Origin of the sequence: Comamonas sp. NyZ500, from assembly GCF_016772095.1 — a bacterium.
Lineage (GTDB): Bacteria > Pseudomonadota > Gammaproteobacteria > Burkholderiales > Burkholderiaceae_C > Comamonas > Comamonas thiooxydans.
In genome coordinates this window covers 193,210-212,260 of sequence record NZ_JAEIJE010000007.1, presented here as the reverse complement: position 1 = coordinate 212,260, position 19,051 = coordinate 193,210, and the positions used below count along the sequence as shown (strand labels likewise).

At 61.9% G+C, this 19,051-nt stretch carries 16 protein-coding genes; 6 read left to right on the top strand and 10 right to left on the bottom strand.

All coding sequences use genetic code 11. The features are described 5' to 3' along the window. The first annotated feature begins 159 nt into the window (after nucleotides 1-159). A complete protein-coding gene (locus JAO85_RS13355) occupies nucleotides 160-495 on the top strand; it encodes a cupin domain-containing protein (protein WP_029158280.1) in 336 nt (111 codons plus the stop codon). Nucleotides 496-502: 7 nt separating this feature from the next. Here the strand turns inward: JAO85_RS13355 and JAO85_RS13350 are convergent, their stop codons facing one another. Together JAO85_RS13350 and JAO85_RS13345 are read right to left on the bottom strand one after the other, a co-directional pair. Next, nucleotides 503-1,294 carry a hypothetical protein gene (locus JAO85_RS13350; protein ID WP_202788240.1) on the bottom strand — a complete coding sequence of 264 codons (792 nt, stop codon included), beginning with the start codon at nucleotides 1,292-1,294 and terminating at the stop codon, nucleotides 503-505. Nucleotides 1,295-1,394: 100 nt separating this feature from the next. After that, nucleotides 1,395-2,882 carry a PLP-dependent aminotransferase family protein gene (locus JAO85_RS13345; RefSeq protein ID WP_034379481.1) on the bottom strand — a complete coding sequence of 496 codons (1,488 nt, stop codon included), beginning with the start codon at nucleotides 2,880-2,882 and terminating at the stop codon, nucleotides 1,395-1,397. Nucleotides 2,883-3,016: 134 nt separating this feature from the next. Between JAO85_RS13345 and JAO85_RS13340 the strand changes: the two genes are divergently transcribed. Continuing rightward, nucleotides 3,017-3,634, top strand: coding sequence for a LysE family translocator (locus tag JAO85_RS13340; RefSeq protein WP_012838790.1), 618 nt, complete (start codon nucleotides 3,017-3,019; stop codon nucleotides 3,632-3,634). A 9-nt stretch (nucleotides 3,635-3,643) separates the two neighbouring features. Next, nucleotides 3,644-4,153 (top strand): GNAT family N-acetyltransferase, encoded by a 510-nt coding sequence (locus JAO85_RS13335; RefSeq protein ID WP_054075094.1) that lies wholly within the window; start codon nucleotides 3,644-3,646, stop codon nucleotides 4,151-4,153. 52 nt (nucleotides 4,154-4,205) lie between these two features. On the opposite strand, the gene mnmH is transcribed toward JAO85_RS13335, so the two are convergent. The 3 genes from mnmH to JAO85_RS13320 all read right to left on the bottom strand — a co-directional run bounded on the left by mnmH (nucleotide 4,206) and on the right by JAO85_RS13320 (nucleotide 7,796). Next, nucleotides 4,206-5,261 (bottom strand): tRNA 2-selenouridine(34) synthase MnmH, encoded by a 1,056-nt coding sequence (gene mnmH / locus JAO85_RS13330; protein WP_012838793.1) that lies wholly within the window; start codon nucleotides 5,259-5,261, stop codon nucleotides 4,206-4,208. Between the two features lie 383 nt (nucleotides 5,262-5,644). Continuing rightward, the gene (locus JAO85_RS13325; protein ID WP_046460196.1) at nucleotides 5,645-7,000 is read right to left on the bottom strand and encodes a sodium:alanine symporter family protein; all 1,356 of its coding nucleotides are present in this window, start codon (nucleotides 6,998-7,000) and stop codon (nucleotides 5,645-5,647) included. 253 nt (nucleotides 7,001-7,253) lie between these two features. Beyond that, nucleotides 7,254-7,796, bottom strand: coding sequence for a TIGR02281 family clan AA aspartic protease (locus tag JAO85_RS13320; RefSeq protein WP_012838794.1), 543 nt, complete (start codon nucleotides 7,794-7,796; stop codon nucleotides 7,254-7,256). Nucleotides 7,797-7,940: 144 nt separating this feature from the next. On the opposite strand from JAO85_RS13320, the gene JAO85_RS13315 reads away from it, so the two are divergent. Continuing rightward, entirely contained in the window at nucleotides 7,941-8,711 is a 771-nt protein-coding gene (locus tag JAO85_RS13315; RefSeq protein ID WP_202788239.1) for a DsbA family protein, read from the top strand. Nucleotides 8,712-8,881: 170 nt separating this feature from the next. Here the strand turns inward: JAO85_RS13315 and JAO85_RS13310 are convergent, their stop codons facing one another. Next, nucleotides 8,882-11,269, bottom strand: coding sequence for a membrane-bound PQQ-dependent dehydrogenase, glucose/quinate/shikimate family (locus JAO85_RS13310; RefSeq protein WP_202788238.1), 2,388 nt, complete (start codon nucleotides 11,267-11,269; stop codon nucleotides 8,882-8,884). A 204-nt stretch (nucleotides 11,270-11,473) separates the two neighbouring features. Further along, entirely contained in the window at nucleotides 11,474-12,736 is a 1,263-nt protein-coding gene (icd, locus tag JAO85_RS13305; RefSeq protein ID WP_012838797.1) for an NADP-dependent isocitrate dehydrogenase, read from the bottom strand. 228 nt (nucleotides 12,737-12,964) lie between these two features. Here icd and JAO85_RS13300 point away from each other — a divergent pair, with 228 nt between their 5' ends. Next, nucleotides 12,965-13,165: a hypothetical protein gene (locus JAO85_RS13300; RefSeq protein WP_202788259.1), complete on the top strand. Its 201-nt coding sequence runs from the start codon at nucleotides 12,965-12,967 to the stop codon at nucleotides 13,163-13,165. Between the two features lie 214 nt (nucleotides 13,166-13,379). Next, nucleotides 13,380-13,880 carry a DUF192 domain-containing protein gene (locus JAO85_RS13295; RefSeq protein ID WP_034389683.1) on the top strand — a complete coding sequence of 167 codons (501 nt, stop codon included), beginning with the start codon at nucleotides 13,380-13,382 and terminating at the stop codon, nucleotides 13,878-13,880. A gap of 204 nt (nucleotides 13,881-14,084) precedes the next feature. Here JAO85_RS13295 and JAO85_RS13290 read toward each other — a convergent pair whose 3' ends face one another. The 3 genes from JAO85_RS13290 to JAO85_RS13280 form a co-directional block, all read right to left on the bottom strand. Further along, on the bottom strand, nucleotides 14,085-14,951 hold the full coding sequence (locus JAO85_RS13290) for an alpha/beta hydrolase (protein ID WP_202788237.1): 867 nt from the start codon (nucleotides 14,949-14,951) through the stop codon (nucleotides 14,085-14,087). A gap of 48 nt (nucleotides 14,952-14,999) precedes the next feature. Next, nucleotides 15,000-16,016, bottom strand: coding sequence for a helix-turn-helix domain-containing protein (locus JAO85_RS13285; protein ID WP_255539011.1), 1,017 nt, complete (start codon nucleotides 16,014-16,016; stop codon nucleotides 15,000-15,002). A 167-nt stretch (nucleotides 16,017-16,183) separates the two neighbouring features. Then, nucleotides 16,184-18,415, bottom strand: a complete 2,232-nt coding sequence (locus JAO85_RS13280) for an NADP-dependent isocitrate dehydrogenase (RefSeq protein ID WP_003067431.1) — start codon at nucleotides 18,413-18,415, stop codon at nucleotides 16,184-16,186. Nucleotides 18,416-19,051 lie beyond the last annotated feature (636 nt).

Genomic DNA, 19,051 nt, shown 5'->3' with positions numbered 1-19,051 from the left:
TCGCGCCCGGACCTCTGCGATACGCGCCAAACAGCGCTGATGAGCAACGAAACGAGGTGATAAGGCCTGATGCCCTACAGCGCTGTCACAAAACGGTGATTGAACTTGGGCCCCACTCGGGGGAGAATGCCTTATTACCGCTTTCGCTCAGGTGCTGTCATGGACCATATCCACTCCACGCCCACCCACCAAGCTCTGGATGTCGCTCCTTACGGAGCCAGGCTTCCTGCCGCTCACTCGAGCGTGCTCTTCAAGGCGGAAGATCTGGAAGTCATTCGCGTCGTGCTGCGCTCGGGCCAGTCGCTGCCGCCGCATCGCGTGCCTGGCAGCGTCAGCCTGCAATGCCTGGAAGGTCGGCTCGAAGTTCTCATCGGCCAGACCGTGCATGAACTGGGCCCCAAGCAACTCATGCATCTGCCAGCCAATATGCCTCACGCCGTGCGTGCCATGGAAGACTCGTCCGCAATTGCCACCATCGTGCTCTGTGAGGCCTGAAGAACTTCTATCGAACGGGCAAAAACTGCATGAACGGGCCGGCAAGCAATCCCTGCGCATAGCCGATGACGGAGCGCCGATAGCGCTCGGTGGTGTAATCCGCCACCAGATCCAGCCGGCCTATGATCTTTCCCATCTCGCGCTCGAAGCTCAGGTTGCGCCCCTCTTCCGCTATCTGATTCGATAGCAGCAAGGGCTTTCCACCGGGTGCCTTGCGCGAGTTGAGAATCCAGTTGGCAATTTCCAGATTGCGCGCCGCATTGAAGACATGCTGCGGGTCCAGCCCGTCGATCAGCGTGAAGCTGGTTCGCCCGCCATGCGCGGTGATCAACATATCGGCTGCAGCATGGACGAAGGCCGCGACCCTGTCTCCGGCGAACTCGGGCTGCAAGGCCAGGGACAGCGCTGCCACGTCACGCTTGTCCTGCAGCTCATGCCAGGGCTGGCGCTCCATGACGGCAATACGCACATAGGTCATGGCCGCTTCGCGGCTGGAGGCGGTCTTTTTCCATTCGGCGGGGTTGCGGCGATAGAGCTTGTCCATGATGAGAAACAGGCTCTCCAGATTTTCCTTCATGGCCAGCGTTGCCATGCGGTTGCTGTCGGACTGCAGCAGCTCGCGCGAGTGAAAGTCCTCGCCCTTCACTTCGCCGTGATTCGTGGGGGCGCTGGAACAAGCGGCCAGACCGCAAAGCACAAGCCCTGACAGCAGCCACCGCCCCATGAGCGGGCGAGCACGCAGGAAATCGCGCGTGCAGTGGCCTGCGGCGGCATGGGGCAAAGCTCGTGCTGCTGTCATGCTACAAACATAACAGCAGATGCTGCTGGGTCAGTCACGCCAAAGGCGCGCGATTGTTATCAATCGTGAACGACGCCCTGCCCTGGCACCGGTTTCGGCGCTATTTGCGCAGCTGCCTGAGGATCTGCTCCAGCACCTTCCATGGCTCGGTCTGGTCGGCCATCGCCACGGGCACGCGCAGCTTGCTGCTGGTTGCCTGCTGCGGCGAAAACAGCAGGCCTGGAGCCAGCAGTAGATTGCTCAGCGCCGCCTGACGCGCCAGAACCTCGGTGTCCACGCCGCAATCGACCCAGGCAAAAGTGCCGGCCACGGGTTCGTACTCCGCATGGCAGCCCAGCGCTTCGAGCTTGCGCAGGCAACGCCCGCGCGCACGGTCCACGCGCTCGCGCAGCCGGTCCACATGCTTGCGAAACGAACCGTCGGCCAGAATATGGTGCACGATCTGCTCCGCCGGCAGCGAAGAGGTCAGCCCCGCCAGCAGCTTCATGTCGGTCAGGCGGTGCACATACTCGGGTTTGGCCGCGATATAGCCCACGCGCAGGCCGCCCGACAAGGTCTTGGAATAGCCCCCCACCAGAATCACGCGCTGCAATCTGTCCATGGCTGCCAGCCTCAGCGGCATGGCGCCCAGGAATTCGGCATAGGTGTCGTCCTCTACCAGCAGGAAATCATGGCGCTCGGCAATGCGCAGCACCTCGTGGGCCACGCCGGCAGACAGGCTCAGCCCCGTGGGGTTGTGCACCGCCGTGTTGAGGATGAAGAGCTTGGGCTTGTGGCTCTGGGCCAGCGATGCCAGGGCAGCCACATCGGGCCCGCCGGGCAGGCGCGGCACGCCGACCACATTCACGCCCATGTACTTGAGCCGCCCGAAGATCAGGAACCAGGCCGGATCTTCGACCAGCACGGTATCGCCGGGCTTGAGAAAGCAGCGCACGACCAGGTCCAGACCATGGGTCACTCCGCCCACCGTCATGAGGTTGGCCTCGGGATGGGCCGGCACCTCCTGGGCCTGCAGATTCGAGGCGATCTGCTGGCGCAATGGCAGAAAGCCCTGTGGATGGCCATAGCTGAGAAAGCTCTGCTCGGCCCGCGCATTGTTGCGGGTGATGGCGCGCATGGCGCCCGTGATCAGGCCCTGGTCCATCCAGCTCGAAGGCAGGCAGCCCGCCCCCCCGGTGCCCGCGCTGTCATCACGAAAAATGCCGCGCAGCAGATAAGCGGTGTCGAAGTCAGCCGGCTGCGCCGAGGCGGCAGCAACGGCGGCAGGTTCCATCACGCGGCGCTGGGCAGCCACATAAAAACCGCTGCCGCGCCGCGATTGCACCAGGCCCTGGGCAGCCAGCTTGTCGTAGGCCTGGACCACGGTGTCGCGGCTGACACCTGCGCTTTCCGCCAACGCCCGCACCGAAGGCAGGCGCACGCCCACACGCAGGCCGTGGTTGCGGATCAGTCCACCGAAATGCTCGACCAGCTGATCCACCAGGCCTGCTGCACTGGAGCGCATGGGCTGCCAGCCCAGGGATGCCGTAGCGGCCACAGGCAAGGCTGCCGGGGTCGCTGCCCTGCCGTCGATATGAGCATCCAGCATGAAGTGCTTCCTCAAAGTGTCAGGTCAATTAGAGCAGGCCAGCTCATAAACTGGCCTGCAAAAGTGTACTGATAGTGTACTGACTACAGATCTTAGTATAGAGGCACAACGCTTATGCAGTCCCAAGGTTCACCATGCCATTTCTGCCTGAATCCTCAGCCTTCATCCTGCCACTGGCCATGTTTGCCTTTGTCAGCTCCGTGACGCCCGGCCCCAACAATGTGATGCTGACGGCCTCGGGGGCCACTTTCGGCTATCGCCGCAGCGTGCCGCATATGCTGGGCATCTGTCTGGGCGTGGTCATCATGGTGCTGCTGATCGGCGCGGGCCTGGGCAAGCTGTTCGAGGCCGAGCCCCGCATCTACACCCTGCTCAAATATGTGGGCGCGGCCTATCTGATCTGGCTGGCATGGAAAATCGCCCGTGCCGGCGGCGTGGACCAGGGCCAGTCGGGCAGCCGCCCGTTCAGCTTCTGGCAGGCCGCTGCCTTCCAGTGGGTCAACCCCAAGGCCTGGATCATGGCCGTGGGCGTGGTGGCGACTTACACACCGCGCGAAGGCTTTTTCGTCAATCTGATGTTGTCGGCCCTTGTTCTGGGCCTGGTCAACTATCCCAGCATCAGCGTCTGGACCCTGTTCGGCAGCACCGTGGGGCGCGCACTGCGCACTCCACAGGCCCTGCGCATGTTCAACGGCGTGATGGCCGGCCTGCTGCTGCTGTCGCTGGTGCCCATCTTTGCCGAGCATGTCTAAACTCGGTCCATGCAATATGACATACGCCAACTGACCGAGTCCGACCTTTGCAGTTATCGCGCCCTGCGCCTGCAAGCCCTGACAGAATGCCCCACCGCCTTCGGTACCACACCTGCCAGCGAACGGGCACTCGGCGATGCGCAGATACTGAGTCGTTTCGGCAGCACGCCAGGTCAAGCCATGTGGGGAGGCTTTGACGCAGACGGCAGACTCTGCGCCACCCTGGGCATGTATCGCGAGCAGGGAGAAAAGACTGCGCACAAAGGCAATCTCTTTGCCATGTACGTGGCTGCGGCGGCCCGAGGCCAAGGCCTGGCCCGCCGCCTGCTGGAGACGGCTGTTGAGCACGGCAGAGCGCTGAACTTGCGCCAGCTGATGCTGGGCTGCAATGCCAGCAACGGCAACGCACTACGCTTGTATGAGCAGGCAGGTTTTAGCGAATATGGGCTGGAGCCTGCGGCCCTGTATGTGGACGGCGAGTATTTCGACGAGGTGCTGATGGTGATGAAGCTGGACTAGTCCGCACCGCACCGGCCCGTTTCAGCCGGCAGGCTTGAACAAGCTGCCTGGCTCAGCGCGCCTGCATCGCAATGATCTGCTGCGCCAGACCGGCGATGGCCTCATCCGAGAGCTGGTCTGTCTCCAGAACCTGGCGCCGGGGCCATTGCTCGAAGTGATTTGACTGGGAGCGCTCGTAGTGCGGGTCGTAGTGGCGCAGCATCAGCTCTTCGAACAGCGAAGGCAGCTCCCCGGCCCGAGCCCATTGCTGCCAGCGGCCCACGGTCTCCTTGCCCTGCAGCTCCTTGAGCCAGCCCAGCTTGGTGGCCAGCACTTCGGGATCGTCCCCCAGGTAGGCATAGTCGCGCAGCAGATAGGAAAGGCGTGCGGCGGTCGTCGCACGCACCTCGATGACTGGGGCCTTGTGCAGATGCTGCACCAGCACCAGCGGCAGGCCGACGCGGCCGATCTTGGCGCTCTCGCCTTCCAGATAGACGGGACGCGAGAGATCGAAGCTCTCCAACTGCTCGGCAATCAGGGTCTCGAAACGCTTCTGGCTGGGCTGCTCGATGCCGGGCAGACCGCCCAGCAAGGAGCCCTTGTGGCTGGCATAGCCCTCCAGGTCCAGCACCTGCTCTCCGCTTTGGGCCAGCGCATGCAGCACGCGGGTCTTGGCCGAGCCGGTAGCACCGCAGAGCACGCGCATCTGCAGCTTAGGCACCAGGCTTTCAAGCTGCGCAATCACATGGCCGCGAAACGCCTTGTAGCCGCCGGCCAGCTGCTGGGCATCCCAGCCGACCAGACGCAGCCAGGTCACCATGGAGCCGCTGCGCAGGCCACCGCGCCAGCAATAGACCAGGGGCTTCCAGTTGGCAGGCTTGTCAGCAAAGGTTTCGCGCAGATGGCGTGCCAGATTGGCCGACACATAGGCCGCCCCCAGACGCTTGGCCTCAAAAGGGCTGACCTGCTTGTAGATGGTGCCGATCTCGGCACGCTCGGCATTGCTCAGTACCGGACAGTTGATGGAGCCGGGAATATGGTCCTGCTCAAACTCGGCGGGCGAGCGGGCATCGATCAGGGCATCAAACTGGTGACGTTCGGGAACGCGAACGGGCTGGCGGTGGGACACGGCAGACTATCCATGGCTGCGCCTGACGGCCTGCATGGCTGCCGGGCAATGGCGTGTGGTCGGGCGCAAAGCGGGAATCGCGACAATGCGGCGATTCGACCTGAGGCTCGGCAACATGAAAAACCTGCAGTCTCATCTCAAGATGAAGCCCGGCAGGCCACGAAGCAAGGGCGTGGATCGAGCCTCGATACGCACAACGGCTGCGGCAAGATTTTCCGCAACAGTCATTCCCTGTGTAGGAGGTATTTTCGCAGATATGCGGGGCTGCTTCAGCCACGGCCCCAAAACTGCACAGGGCGCAGCTGCTTGCACAACTGCGCCCTGTGTGAGGTCAAGTCAAGCTCCAGTACTTATGCGTCAAGCGCCTAGAGCTATCAGAATGATCAGGCCTGGCTATCCTGGCGCGCAAAGTATTCGCGCGTGAGCTGCACGATCACGGGTGAGAGCAGCAGCAGCGAGATCAGATTGGGAATCGCCATCAGCGCGTTCAGCGTATCGGCGACCAGCCAGGCAAAGTCCAGCGTGGCCACGGCACCCACAAAGGCGCTGATGGTCCAGAGGATGCGGAAGGGCTTTTCACAGATGGTGCCGACCAGATAGGTCCAGCATTTTTCACCGTAATAGGCCCAGCCCAGAATCGTGGTGAAGGCAAACACCGACAGCGAAACGGCCAGCACATATTTGCCCACGCCGGGCATGGCGGCCTCGAAGCTCTGGGTGGACAGCACGGCCCCGGTTGCGCCGGAATTCCAGACGCCGCTGACCACGATGGCCAGCCCGGTCATGGTGCAGACGATGATGGTGTCGATGAAGGTGCCCATCATGCCTACCAGCCCCGAGAAAACGGGGTCTCGCGTGGCACCAGCAGCCTGGGCGATGCCGGCCGTGCCCAGGCCCGCTTCGTTGGAAAAAATGCCGCGCGCCACGCCCATGCGGATGGCCATCAGCACCGTCGAGCCCAGAAAGCCGCCCGTTGCCGCCGTGGGGCTGAAGGCCTGCTCGAAGATCAGTGCAAACGCAGCCGGAATGCGGTCGAAGTACACGCCCAGCACATAGAGCACGCAGATCACATAGGCCACGCACATGGCAGGCACCAGCTTTTCGGCCACCGCGCCGATGCGGGTGATGCCTCCCAGCACCACGGCACCGGTAAGCACGGCCAGGCCTAGGCCTGTGATCCAGCTCTCCAAACCGAAAGCCGTGTGCATGGCAGATGCAATACCGTTGGACTGCACCATGGAGCCGATGCCGAAACCGGCCAGACCGCCAAAGATGGCAAACAGCGTACCCAGCCATTTCCACTTGCTGCCCAGGCCGTTCTTGATGGCGTACATCGGGCCGCCCACCCACTGGCCGTGGTCGTTTTTCTCGCGGTACTTCACCGCCAGCACCACCTCGCCATACTTGGTAGCCATGCCCAGCAGCGCCGTCATCCACATCCAGAACAGTGCGCCCGGACCACCCACGGCAATGGCCGTGGCCACGCCGGCAATATTGCCCGTGCCCACGGTGGCGGACAATGCCGTCATCAGCGCTGCATAGGGAGTGATGTCGCCATCGGCCTTGTCGCCGGGACGGCGGCTGCGCCAGATCATGCGAAAGCCGCGCACGATGTTGCGCAGCGGCATGAAGCCCAGGCGGATCTGCAGATAAAAACCCGTGCCGAGAATCAGCACGATCATGGGAACGCCCCAGACAATATCGTTGAGGGCTTTGAAGAGTTGGGTTAACCAGTCCATTGAGTGTCGTCTGCCGCAGCCGGCTTTCGCCTGCGGTCCATTGAATGGCAACAGTCCCGGAACATGTCTTTCACCCATGAGCGGCGAGTGCGGCAACCGCAAGGGGCCCGTGTGAGGCCCACGCACAGCGCACTATTCCTGTTTGCCGGTTGGCAAAGCGCCCTACTTTAATCCAGTCTGCGATCGCTTTTGGGCTGCCGCGGCCTATGACTCGCACAAGTGCGAAAAATCACGGCCAGTGTCTTCACGGCACTCACTTGCGCGGGCGCAGCAGCATTTCATCGCCGCTCATCTGCACATCGAAAAAGCGCAGAAAGTTCTGGCCCAGCAAGGCGTCGTCGCTATCGTCGCCCGTATAGCCCGTGCCCACGCGCACGTCGCGCACACGCAGGCTGGCAATGCGCACCTCGTCGGCGGTGACGATGCGGCCGTCACGTTCGCCGTTGGCCGTGCGAAAACGCACTTTCTCGCCGCCCTCCAGGCCGGCACGCTCGGCCAGCGCATCGGTCACGCTGACCGAGGTGGCACCGGTATCGACCATAAAGGTGACGGGCTGATCGTTGACATAGCCCTTGACACGGAAATGCCCGTCCATGCCGCGCTCTATGCGCACCGTGCCGTCGGCCATGACCTTGGCCTGGGCCGGCTTGAGGAAATGCTGCATGGCCAGATACATCGCAGCCATGACCACCAGCCAGAACAGCAGAAACAGCATGGTGCTGCGCCGTGCCACGGATTGCGGGGAAGGCTCGGACTCTGGCGAGGACTGGGGCGGCGGCGTGACATTCAGGCGCATGGGCAGGCAAACAAGCTGAGGACAATGCAGCCATTTTGCCAAGACCGGCGCCAAGGTCATACCCTGCCATTACGGCGCCAGCGCCGCTGCCGCGCTTACAGTGAAGCTTGTTTGCAAATCTACCGGCCTGCAAGGTCGCTCAATATGAACACATCCAAGCTGCCCGCCCTGGTGCTGCACTATATTTTCGATCCTCTGTGCGGCTGGTGCTATGCCGCGGCCCCGCTGGTCAAGGCCGCTCGCGAAGTGCCCGGCATCGACGTGCAATGGCATGCCGGCGGCATGCTGACCGGAGCCCACACGCGCACCATCACCGCGGACTGGCGTGACAAAGTCATGCCCAGCGACCAGCGCATTGCCGAGATGACGGGCCAGCCTTTTGGCGATGCCTATCTCAACGGCCTGCTCAATGACATCGGCGCGCCGCTGGACTCCGAGCCCCCGACCACGGCCCTGCTGGCCGCCGAAGCGCTGGCCGGCAAGGGCCTGGAGATGCTGGCTGCCGAGCAAAAAGCCCATTATGTGGAGGGCCGCCGCATCAGCGAGCCCGCCGTGCTGCGCGAGTTGGCAGCCGGCATCGGTCTGGACAGCGCGGCCTATGACGCGGCCTACGCCGAGCAAAGCGGCGCGGCCACGCAAAAGCATATTGCCGAAAGCCGCGAATGGCTGGGCATGGTGCAGGGCCAGGGCTTCCCCACCCTGGCGCTGGAATTCGACCACCCCGAGCAAGCTGGCCAACGCGCCGTGCAGCGCATCGAGATCGGCGAATGGCTGGGCGATGTCGACGGCTGGAAGCAGCAGTTGGCCGCCTGGGCCGAGCAGATTGCCGAGCTCAACCAGCAGCCGGCCGGCGACACCGACACCAGTGGCGACCCCAGCTGCGGCCCCGACGGCTGCGAGCTGCCACCGCACTGAGCGGCGCGGCCAGCGTGGCACACGCCTGCGCGGCAGATACTCTTTTATTCATAGCTTGTAGCGCTGGGTATTTAAATAGTTCAGGCATTATTCAATCTGAATTCCTTATTCATCAAGCGCAAGCAGCTATCTTTTATGTATCATTCTGTCGGCGGCTCCACACCCTGTCGCTATTGCGGCAGGGCATAGGCGATCACATAGTCACCGCGCTTGGGCGACTGGCGTGCGCCACCGGCGGTGATCACCACATACTGCCTGCCGGTTCTGGGCGAGACATAGCTCATCGGCCCGCCCTGGCTACCCACGGGCAGGCGCGAGCGCCAGATCTCCTTGCCGTTGGCGCTGTCGAAGGCACGCAGATAGAAGTCCTGAGTCCCCGCGAAGAACACCAGCCCCGACTTGGTGACCATGGAAGGCCCCAGCGTGGGCATGCCGATGGGAATGGTCAGCCACATGGGAATGCCCAGAGGACCGGTGTCACGCACCGTGCCCACGGGCACCTGCCACTTGATCTGGCGCGATTTCAGATCCACCGCCGTCATGGTGCCGAAAGGCGGCTTCTGGCAGGGAATGCCCAGCGGCGACAGAAAGCGCTGGCGCATGGCACCAAACGGCGTGCCCTCCTGGGGCACGGCCCCCATCTCGATGCCGCTGGCGCCCGGCTTCATATCGGCGCGCGCGATCATGTAGTTCGCCAGACCCAGGCGCATATCGTTGACGAACATGGTCTGGCTGATCGGGTCTATGGAGACGCTGCCCCAGTTCATGCCGCCCAAGGACCCTGGGAACTGCAGCGTCGGCCCCATGCCCGGCGGCGTGAACACGCCTTGATGCTGCATGTCCTTGAAGGCGATGCGGCACAGCAGCTGATCGAAAGGCGTGGCACCCCACATATCGGACTCCTTGAGGGTCTGGTTGCCGATATTGGGCATACCCGTGGAATGCGGCTGGGTCGGCGCATAGCGCTCGCCCGGCACATGGCCTTGCGGCACGGGCAGCTCCTGCACCTCTGCCAGAGGCTCGCCGGTCTCGCGGTTGAGCATGAAGATCATGCCCTGCTTGGTCACCTGCAGCAGCGCAGGGTCCACCCCGCCCTGGGCATTGCTCACATCGACCAGAGCGGGCTGGGACGGGATGTCGAAGTCCCACAGATCGTGGTGCACGGTCTGGTAGAGCCAGCGCGGCTTGCCGGTGCGGATATCCATGGCCACGATGGCGGAGCTGTTCTTCTCCATCTCCGCAGTGCGCTGGGCCGCATAGAAGTCCGGCGTCGCATTGCCCGTACCCAGATAGGCCAGGCCCAGCCTGGCGTCATAGGACATGCCGCCCCAGACATTGGGCGAGTTGCGCGTATAGGTCTGCCCCTGCGGCGGCTGCCCGGTGATGTCAGCATTGCCCGGGTCCCAGGCCCAGACCAGCTTGCCGCTGTGCACATCGAAGGCGCGCACCACGCCCGAGGGCTCGTCGGTCGAGAAATTGTCAGCCACGCGGCCGCCCACGATCACCAGGTTCTCGGCCACCAGCGGCGCCGAGGTCTGCTGATACCAGCCCTGCTTGACCTCGCCCATGCCCTGGGTCAGATCCAGCACACCGTCCTTGCCGAAGTCGGTACATGGCTTGCCCGAATCGGGATCGAGCGCGATCAATCGCGCATCGATGGTGGGCAGAAACAGACGACGCCTGCAGCCTGGCGCAACATCTCCGGGCTTGCCGATGGCACCCGAGGCCTTGATTGCGGCCTCATTGCCATCGAAGTAACCCAGACCTCTGCAGCGCTGCCAGTTGGGTGACTTGGCTTCGGGGTCGAATTTCCACTTCTCCTCGCCCGTGTCCACATCCAGCGCCAGCACCTTGCCGTAGGCCGTGCAGACATACAGGCGCTCCCCGATCTGCTGCGGCGTGTTCTGGTCTTCGGCACCCGAGCCCGTGCTCTGGGGCGCATCGCCGGTGCGTGCCGTCCAGGCCACGGCCAGCTTGTCGACATTGTCCCGGCTGATCTGCTCGACAGCCGCAAACCGCTGTCCTGCGGGGCCCTGCCCCCAGTCCGTCCAGTCCGAGGCCTTGATCTCCATGGAGCCTACCGAAGGCACTTCGGTGACCTCGGGGGCAATCACGCCCTTGGGCGAGAAGGCACTGACGGCCGTAGCGACGATGCCCAGGCCCAGCACCACCACCGACACTGCGGCTCCCAGGCGTCCGTAGTCGTTCATGACCAGCTTGCCCGCCTCAAGCTGTGCGTAGCCCAGGGCCACCAGCAGGCCCAGCACAGCAAACACCATCAGACGCGACACCAGCGGCCAGAACTCCCAGCCCGCATCCCACCAGGCCCAGACCAGGGTCAGCACAAAGGCCAGCGCATAGAGATGGGCGCCGGCCCTGCGCCGCGCCAGCAGCAGTGTGGCCGATGCCAGCATCGCCAGCCCCATCAACACAAAGTACCAGCTGCCTCCCTTGCCGAGCAGAATGCCGCCGCCTATGGTCAGGTACAGACCCATGAGCAGCATCAGCAACCCCACTGCAAGCCAGTACCAGCGCCCGTCATTGGATGAAGGAGCCATAGCCTCACCTGAAATTAATTGCCATTTGTGTATTGCACGCCTTAACGCCGATACACATCGACATACTTTCGAGGCTTTGCACGCCAGCCTCAGGACTACAAGCGCCAGGTAAGAAGGTATAAAAAAACCGCACCGTTGAAACGGTGCGGCCGCTGAGATGGCAGTGCCGGCAGATCTTCAAAGCTGCCAGGCAGGCGGCTCAGCTCAGTCCATCATCGAGATCACCACATCCCCGAAGCCCGAGCAGGACACCTGGGTCGCACCGTCCATCAGGCGGGCGAAGTCATAGGTCACATGCTTGCTCTGGATGGCTTTTTCCAGCGACTCGACGATCAGATCCGCAGCCTCGCGCCAGCCCATGTGGCGCAGCATCATCTCGGCGCAGAGAATCATGGAGCCGGGGTTCACATAGTCCTTGCCCGCATAGCGCGGCGCCGTGCCGTGGGTGGCTTCGAAGCAGGCAATGCTCTCCGACAGATTGGCACCGGGAGCAATGCCGATCCCGCCCACCTGCGCGGCCAGCGCATCCGAGATGTAGTCGCCGTTGAGGTTGAGCGTGGCCACCACCGAATATTCGGCCGGACGCATCAGAATCTGCTGCAAGAAGGCATCGGTGATCGAGTCCTTGATGATGATGTCCTTGCCCGTCTTCGGGTGCTTGATGCGGCACCAGGGGCCGCCGTCGATCAGCTCGGCACCGAACTCGCGCTGCGCCAGCGCATAGCCCCAGTCACGGAAAGCGCCTTCCGTGTACTTCATGATGTTGCCCTTGTGAACCAGGGTCACACTGGGCTTGTTGTTGTCGATGGCGTACTGGATGGCCTTGCGCACCAGGCGCTCCGTACCCTCGCGCGAGACGGGCTTGATGCCGATGCCCGAGGTTTCGGGAAAGCGGATCTTGTTGGCGCCCATTTCCTTGGCCAGGAAGTCGATGAGCTTTTTCGCCTTCTCGCTGCCGGCCGCGTATTCGATACCCGCGTAGATGTCCTCCGAGTTCTCGCGGAAGATCACCATATTCGTCTTCTCGGGCTCCTTGAGCGGCGAAGGCACGCCCTTGAAGTACTGCACGGGGCGCAGGCAGACATAAAGATCCAGCTCCTGGCGCAGCGCCACGTTCAGCGAGCGGATGCCGCCGCCCACTGGCGTGGTCAGCGGGCCCTTGATGGACACGGCATAGTCGCGCACGGCGGCCACGGTTTCCTCGGGCAGCCAGACATCGGGGCCGTAGATGCGCGTGGCCTTCTCACCCGCATACACCTCCATCCAGGCAATCTTGCGCTGCCCGCCATAGACCTTGGCAACGGCTGCGTCTGCCACCTTGCGCATCACCGGCGTCACATCAACACCGACACCATCGCCCTCGATGAAGGGAATGATGGGTTGGCTCGGAACATTCAGTGTCTTGTCCGCGTTGACGCTGATCTTCTCCCCTTGCGGCGGAACCTGGATGTGCTGGGACGTGCTCATGTTGTGGAATCTCCTAGTCTTGAATACTGCGCGGTGGCGCACCTTTTTGGTGCTATTTTGTTGCCCCCGATTTTGGCACCTTGCTCTAAGCAAATTTTAAGAAATACAGCATAAAAACCTGTCAACGGCGGCACAGAGCTGCCGTTGAGAGGGTGTGGGGGACAGATGGGCTGCTCCTCACTTCAACCTGAAACCTGGCATTGCCGCATCTTTAGGAAATTGGCATATATGAAAAAACTACTCGCTGTCCTGATTGCTGGTTCGTTCGCTGCTGGCGCTTTTGCTCAAGCCGCCGCGCCGGCGCAGCCTGCCACACCTGCCACCCCTGCCGCAGCAGTAGCGGCGCCCACCGTCAAGCATATGAAGGCAAAACCTGCCAAAAAGCATCATATGCAGCACAGCAGCAAAAAGATGCACAAGCCAGCCTGATCGCGCGCTGAAAGCCGGTCTGGCGATACCGGCACGCCATGCCTCTGTACGCCGGACCTGACTCACGCCAAAGCCTGCCGAACGGAAAGTTCTGCAGGCTTTGCATTTTGCAGACCGGCTCCGGCCGCCTATTTGCGACAGCGATTTGCACCGCAACCCACGCGGATTGCTATAGGCTTGTGACTTCCGACTTCCTGTTTGGCATGCAAGGCTCATGAAGAACCTCCCCACCAAGACAATCCCCAAATCCGGCTGGCGCGCCCCGCTGCTGGCCCTGGCCTGCAGCGCCCTGCTGGGCCTGTTCGGCAACCCGGCCATGGCCCGCGACGAAGGTCAGCCGCAGACGAATCTGCGCCGCATCGATCTGACGGCCGGCATGTACCGCATCGACACCCAACTGGCCATCACGCCGCAGCAGCGCGAGATCGGTCTCATGTTCCGCAAGGAGATGCCGCAGCAGGAAGGCATGCTCTTCGTCTTCGAAGTACCCGGCGTGCAGTGCTTTTGGATGCGCAACACCATCTTGCCCCTGACAGCGGCCTTTGTGGCCGATGACGGCACCATCGTCAATCTGGCCGACATGAAACCCATGAGCGAAGACTCCCACTGCTCGGCCAAGCCCGTGCGCTATGTGCTGGAGATGAACCAGGGCTGGTTTGCCAAGCGCGGCATCAAGGCTGGCACCAAGCTGGGCGGCGCGCCCTTCAAGCAGTAGCCGACGCAAAGAGGACAGCTTCTGCCACTTGCCGCACCATCCTGGCAGACCCTCCGATCTCTTTCACAACAGCCTTTGCTCATCGGCATTCGATGTTTTCCCCAGGCGTCTGGTTGGCATCCATTGCCGCCAGCCGGCTGTTCATTCGGCTGAGCCACTTCACAAGGTGGCTTCAGTTTTCTGCTGCGCTGCCACTCCGCACGACTAGGACGCGGCAATCGCCGCCAGGAGCTCGGCTAGCCTGACAGGCTGGGACAGAAAGGGAGAGTGGCTGGAAACCAGCTCGTGAACCACCGTGCAATTCTCGGGAGCAAAGCCGTCCGCCTCGTCGATGAAACGCTGCTGCAATGCGGGCTTGAGCGCGCGATCCTCCAGGCAGCGTATGTAATGCCTGGGCAGGCTGCCCCAGCGTTCCCGCGTGATGGTGATCGGCGTTGCGAATGGCGCCACCGGAACATCCGGCGTCAGCTGATGCAGCATTGCCTCATAGTCTTCGCTGCTCACGTCGGCATAAAAGGCCTGTTTTCCGTTGGCTCGGTATGTTGCGCTGCTGCTGCGATGATCCATGCGCAGAGCGCCGACCACGGCCGGATCCGCCAGCAATTGGGGGCCCACAAGCTCGCCCTCGTTCTCCGGTGCCTGGATATAGGAAATGCCGGGGACGCCCGAGCCCGGCATGAAAGCCGTCAGATAGACCAGCTTGGACAGTTTCTCGGGCACACGCTCCGCCACCGCCGTTGCCACAACACCGCCCATGCTGTGGGCCACCAGCACGACCTTGTCGCATCCGGCCGCCCTGACCTGCTCGATGGTGGCGATGACACTGTCCGCATAGTCGTCCAGCGTGACATGTGCAACCGGCGAAGGCTCTCTTGCGAATGCCGCAGCATCGAGAGGCCTGCGACCATATGATGCCGGGAAGCGCGCGTTCAACCCATGCGCGGGAAGGTCTCGCGCCACCGCCAGATACCCTTTGGCAGCCAGCAGCGGAATCACGCGCTCATAAGTCGATGCACCATGCCATGCGCCATGAACGAGTACGAAGGCAGTGCTTGAAAAGTCTTGTGACATGCGGTCTCCTGAGTGTGTTCAAGCCAGGCTAGTGGCTTGATCAAGACTCTAAGAGGGCCCGCTTGGCGCAGGCAATCCCCTCTTGTCCATGAACGCAGCCAGCTTGTCCGGGAGTGCAACGGCCAAGCCCTCATCGTGCATATCACGCCATGCTTTGGGAGCCATGCCAAATCGCTCGCGAAAACGCCTGCTCAGATGCGCACAAGAGGCAAAGCCGCAGCGCGAGGCTGCCTCCTGAATGGAAAGCTGCGGCTCGGCCTTCAGAAGGGTACGCACGCGCTCCAGGCGATACCCCCACAGTTCCGTCCCGAAGCTGGTTCCATCTCCGGCCAGCCAGGCATGCAAGCTGCGCACCGAGACACCTATTTCCGCTGCGGCCCTCAAGGGTGAATAGTCCGGATCCGCGTAATGCCGGCCAATGAGGGCGGCCACTTTGGCGCGCGCATGCCGGCGATGAGGTGGTGCCGCGCGTGGCTCCAGCCCCTCCGGCATCAGGGCTCGCAACAAGCTGACCATGGACTGGGCGATGCACGCGCCATCAGGGGCCTGAATATCGGCTTGCCACTTCGACAGCGCTTGCATCTGGTTCATCAGCAAGAGCGCTGGGGCCGTGCCGGGCAGCCGCCAGGGCATCTCTCCCAAGGCTTGCACGATGCGATCGCCCAACAGCGCATGGGGAACGGCCAGAGACAGCAGGTCCGTGGCCACAGAGTGCTGCAGCTTGAAAGGCCGGCAGCTGTCAAAGAGCAGCAAGCGCTGCGGCCCGACCTCGACCTCTTGTCCGTTCTGCACTATCCGTGCATTGCCCGTGCGATAGAGGTTGACGAACAGCACAGGCGAGCCGCCACAAGACAGATCGGCAGCGGTGCGCCACATATCATGCGCCGGGCCCCTGACCTCGTTGAGCGCAAGACAGTCGATGGTGCGATGAACCATGGCTGCCTGAAAATCGTCGGCCCGCCTCAGCTGCGGCGTCATGGGAACGAATGCCCGCGCACAAATGTCGCGCCAGAACTCCCGACGAAGCCTGGCCGGTATGGCAAGAGAAGTCCAGCTATCGTACATACGCATCATGCTCCTTGATAGCACCATAAGGCAGCCAACTTCAAGCATCCGGCCCTGAAGCCGTGCTCACTCGCATGCAGTCGTAAAAAAACCGGCAACCCTTGCGGGCCTGCCGGTTTTACTTGGGCTCAGCTGCACAGGCGTGTAGCCTGCAGCAGCTGCCTGCATTACACCGACGCGATGGCGGCGTTGAAGGTGGCGCTGGGGCGCATCACGGCATCCAGCTTGGCCACGTCGGGCATGTAGTAGCCGCCGATATCGGCAGCCTTGCCTTGCACTTCCTTCATCTCGGCCACGATCTTGGCTTCGTTCTCGGTCAGGCTCTTGGCCAGAGGTGCGAACTTGGCCGCCAGTGCTGCATCTTCGGTCTGAGCAGCCAGAGCCTGGGCCCAGTACAGAGCGATGTAGAACTGCGAACCACGGTTGTCCAGCTCGCCGGTGCGACGCGAAGGCGACTTGTCTTCGTCCAGCAGCTTGCCGGTGGCTTCGTCCAGAGTCTTGGCCAGCAGCTTGGCGCGGGCGTTGTTTTCCTTGATGCCCAGGTCTTCAAACGAGACGGCCAGAGCCAGGAATTCACCCAGCGAGTCCCAGCGCAGGTGGTTTTCTTCCACCAGTTGCTGCACATGCTTGGGAGCGGAGCCGCCAGCACCGGTTTCGTACATGCCGCCACCGGCCATCAGAGGCACGATGGACAGCATCTTGGCCGAGGTGCCCAGTTCCAGAATCGGGAACAGGTCGGTCAGATAGTCACGCAGAATGTTGCCGGTCACCGAGATGGTGTCCAGACCGCGGGCCACGCGCTCCAGCGTGTAGCGCATGGCGCGCACTTGCGAGAGGATGTGGATTTCCAGGCCGTTGGTGTCATATTCCTTCAAGTAGGTCTGCACCTTCTTGATCAGCTCGGCTTCGTGGGGACGATAGGGGTCCAGCCAGAACACGGCAGGCATGCCGGAGTTGCGGGCACGGGTCACAGCCAGCTTCACCCAGTCACGGATAGGAGCATCCTTGACCTGGCACATGCGCCAGATGTCGCCAGCTTCCACGTTCTGGCTCAGCAGCACTTCGCCGGTGGCGATGTCCACGATGTTGGCCACGCCGTCTTCGGCGATCTCAAACGTCTTGTCGTGCGAGCCGTACTCTTCGGCCTTTTGCGCCATCAGACCCACGTTGGGTACGGTGCCCATGGTCTTGGGGTCGAAGTTGCCGTGCCACTTGCAGAAGTTGATCACTTCCTGGTAGATACGGGCAAAGGTGGACTCAGGCATCACGGCCTTGCAGTCGTAAGGCTTGCCGTCAGCGGCCCACATCTTGCCGCCCACGCGGATCATGGCGGGCATGGAAGCATCCACGATCACATCGTTGGGCGAATGGAAGTTGGTGATGCCCTTGGCGGAATCGACCATGGCCAGACGTGGACGGTGCTCCTGGCACTTGTGCAGGTCACGGATGATTTCTTCGCGCTGCGAAGCAGGCAGGGTCTCGATCTTCTCGTACAGATTGGCCATGCCGTTGTTCACGTTCACGCCCAGCTGATCGAACAGCTTGCCGTGCTTTTCGAAGGCTTCCTTGTAGAAAATCTTCACGCAGTGACCGAACACGATGGGGTGGGATACCTTCATCATGGTGGCCTTCACGTGCAGCGAGAACAGGATGCCCGACTCGCGGCAGTCTTCGATTTCCTTTTCATAGAAGGCGCACAAGGCCTTCTTGCTCATGAACATGGAATCGATCACTTCTGCTGCCTGCAGCTTGACCTTGTCCTTGAGAACGATGCTGTTGCCGGACTTGGTCTCCAGCACCATCTTCACTTCGCGGGCCTTGTCCAGCGTCATGGACTTTTCGCCGTGGTAGAAGTCGCCCTCTTCCATGTGCGACACATGGGTTTGCGACCACTGCTTCCACTCACCCATGGAATGGGGGTGCTTCTTGGCGTAGTTCTTGACCGCTGCAGGCGCGCGGCGATCCGAGTTGCCTTCGCGCAGCACGGGGTTCACGGCAGAGCCGATGCACTTGTTGTAGCGTGCCTTGATGTCCTTTTCGGCATCGGTCGTGGCGGTTTCAGGATAGTCGGGGATGGCGTAGCCCTTGCCCTGCAATTCCTTGATCGCTTCTTGCAGCTGGCCCACGGATGCGGAGATATTGGGCAGCTTGATGATGTTGGCTTCAGGCGTCAGCGTCAGCTTGCCCAGTTCAGCCAGGTTGTTCGGAGCGCGTTGGGCTTCGGTCAAAAAGTCGGGGAACTCGCCCAAGATACGGCCTGCCAGCGAGATATCGCTGGTCTCCACATTGATGCCGGCCGGTGCTGCGAAAGCACGGATCACGGGCAGGAATGCGCTGGTGGCCAGGCGGGGAGCCTCGTCAGTCAAGGTGTAGATGATGGTGGGTTGCTGCGTACTCATCTCTTGTCTCAGGTTGTGAAAAAAGGGGGAAAGGTGCCTTGGGCCTGCATCCCGGGCTTGCGCAATGGGGCCTGACACAGCGGGACGACACTTTCTTGATGCAATGCGTTCCCACAATACAAAATTCTACGCGCAACCGGGCCGATTTTTTTAAGTCTTGTACAAGACTCAAGGATTTAGCTCAACTTTCAAAAGGCGTTTTCATTGGGAAACAGGCTTTTTTCCCCGGTTTTCTTCCATGTAAAAAAGTCGCACTGCCGCATTCATTTAGCGGCCATCACAGCCGTGCAAGTTGCGTTAGAGAGTTGCGTTGCGCGGCCTTTGGCACAAATTTGCGCGAGCTTTGGCACAAAGTAGCACAGGCTTTGGCACCAAGGCTGACAAATTGGCAAGCGATCACGTCCTCGAATGTGTTGTTTTATCACCCATCGACCAGTCTCCGTTGACGATGGGGGCGTTGGATGGATGCGTTGACCAGTTGAGCTCCAACCGGGAGCACTGGCAAGAACAGGCCTTTAGCTGCCCTGTAGGTTTTTGCTGAAAAGGAGTCCTGCAAAGCCATATGGGTCACTTCTGACCGAGCGGCTCAAGTCGGCTGACCGCGAGCGCCGAACGAATGCTTTGTGGGCACTCAAT

What these genes read in the sequence shown, in the direction of transcription:
- JAO85_RS13320 (WP_012838794.1), bottom strand. Translation starts at nt 7,796, where the DNA reads ATGCGCCTGAATGTCACGCCGCCGCCCCAGTCCTCGCCAGAGTCCGAG.
- JAO85_RS13350 (WP_202788240.1), bottom strand. Translation starts at nt 1,294, where the DNA reads ATGACAGCAGCACGAGCTTTGCCCCATGCCGCCGCAGGCCACTGCACG.
- JAO85_RS13295 (WP_034389683.1), top strand. Translation starts at nt 13,380, where the DNA reads ATGAAGAACCTCCCCACCAAGACAATCCCCAAATCCGGCTGGCGCGCC.
- JAO85_RS13315 (WP_202788239.1), top strand. Translation starts at nt 7,941, where the DNA reads ATGAACACATCCAAGCTGCCCGCCCTGGTGCTGCACTATATTTTCGAT.
- JAO85_RS13285 (WP_255539011.1), bottom strand. Translation starts at nt 16,016, where the DNA reads ATGTACGATAGCTGGACTTCTCTTGCCATACCGGCCAGGCTTCGTCGG.
- JAO85_RS13280 (WP_003067431.1), bottom strand. Translation starts at nt 18,415, where the DNA reads ATGAGTACGCAGCAACCCACCATCATCTACACCTTGACTGACGAGGCT.
- JAO85_RS13355 (WP_029158280.1), top strand. Translation starts at nt 160, where the DNA reads ATGGACCATATCCACTCCACGCCCACCCACCAAGCTCTGGATGTCGCT.
- JAO85_RS13345 (WP_034379481.1), bottom strand. Translation starts at nt 2,882, where the DNA reads ATGCTGGATGCTCATATCGACGGCAGGGCAGCGACCCCGGCAGCCTTG.
- JAO85_RS13335 (WP_054075094.1), top strand. Translation starts at nt 3,644, where the DNA reads ATGCAATATGACATACGCCAACTGACCGAGTCCGACCTTTGCAGTTAT.
- JAO85_RS13290 (WP_202788237.1), bottom strand. Translation starts at nt 14,951, where the DNA reads ATGTCACAAGACTTTTCAAGCACTGCCTTCGTACTCGTTCATGGCGCA.
- JAO85_RS13340 (WP_012838790.1), top strand. Translation starts at nt 3,017, where the DNA reads ATGCCATTTCTGCCTGAATCCTCAGCCTTCATCCTGCCACTGGCCATG.
- JAO85_RS13325 (WP_046460196.1), bottom strand. Translation starts at nt 7,000, where the DNA reads ATGGACTGGTTAACCCAACTCTTCAAAGCCCTCAACGATATTGTCTGG.
- JAO85_RS13300 (WP_202788259.1), top strand. Translation starts at nt 12,965, where the DNA reads ATGAAAAAACTACTCGCTGTCCTGATTGCTGGTTCGTTCGCTGCTGGC.
- icd (WP_012838797.1), bottom strand. Translation starts at nt 12,736, where the DNA reads ATGAGCACGTCCCAGCACATCCAGGTTCCGCCGCAAGGGGAGAAGATC.
- JAO85_RS13310 (WP_202788238.1), bottom strand. Translation starts at nt 11,269, where the DNA reads ATGGCTCCTTCATCCAATGACGGGCGCTGGTACTGGCTTGCAGTGGGG.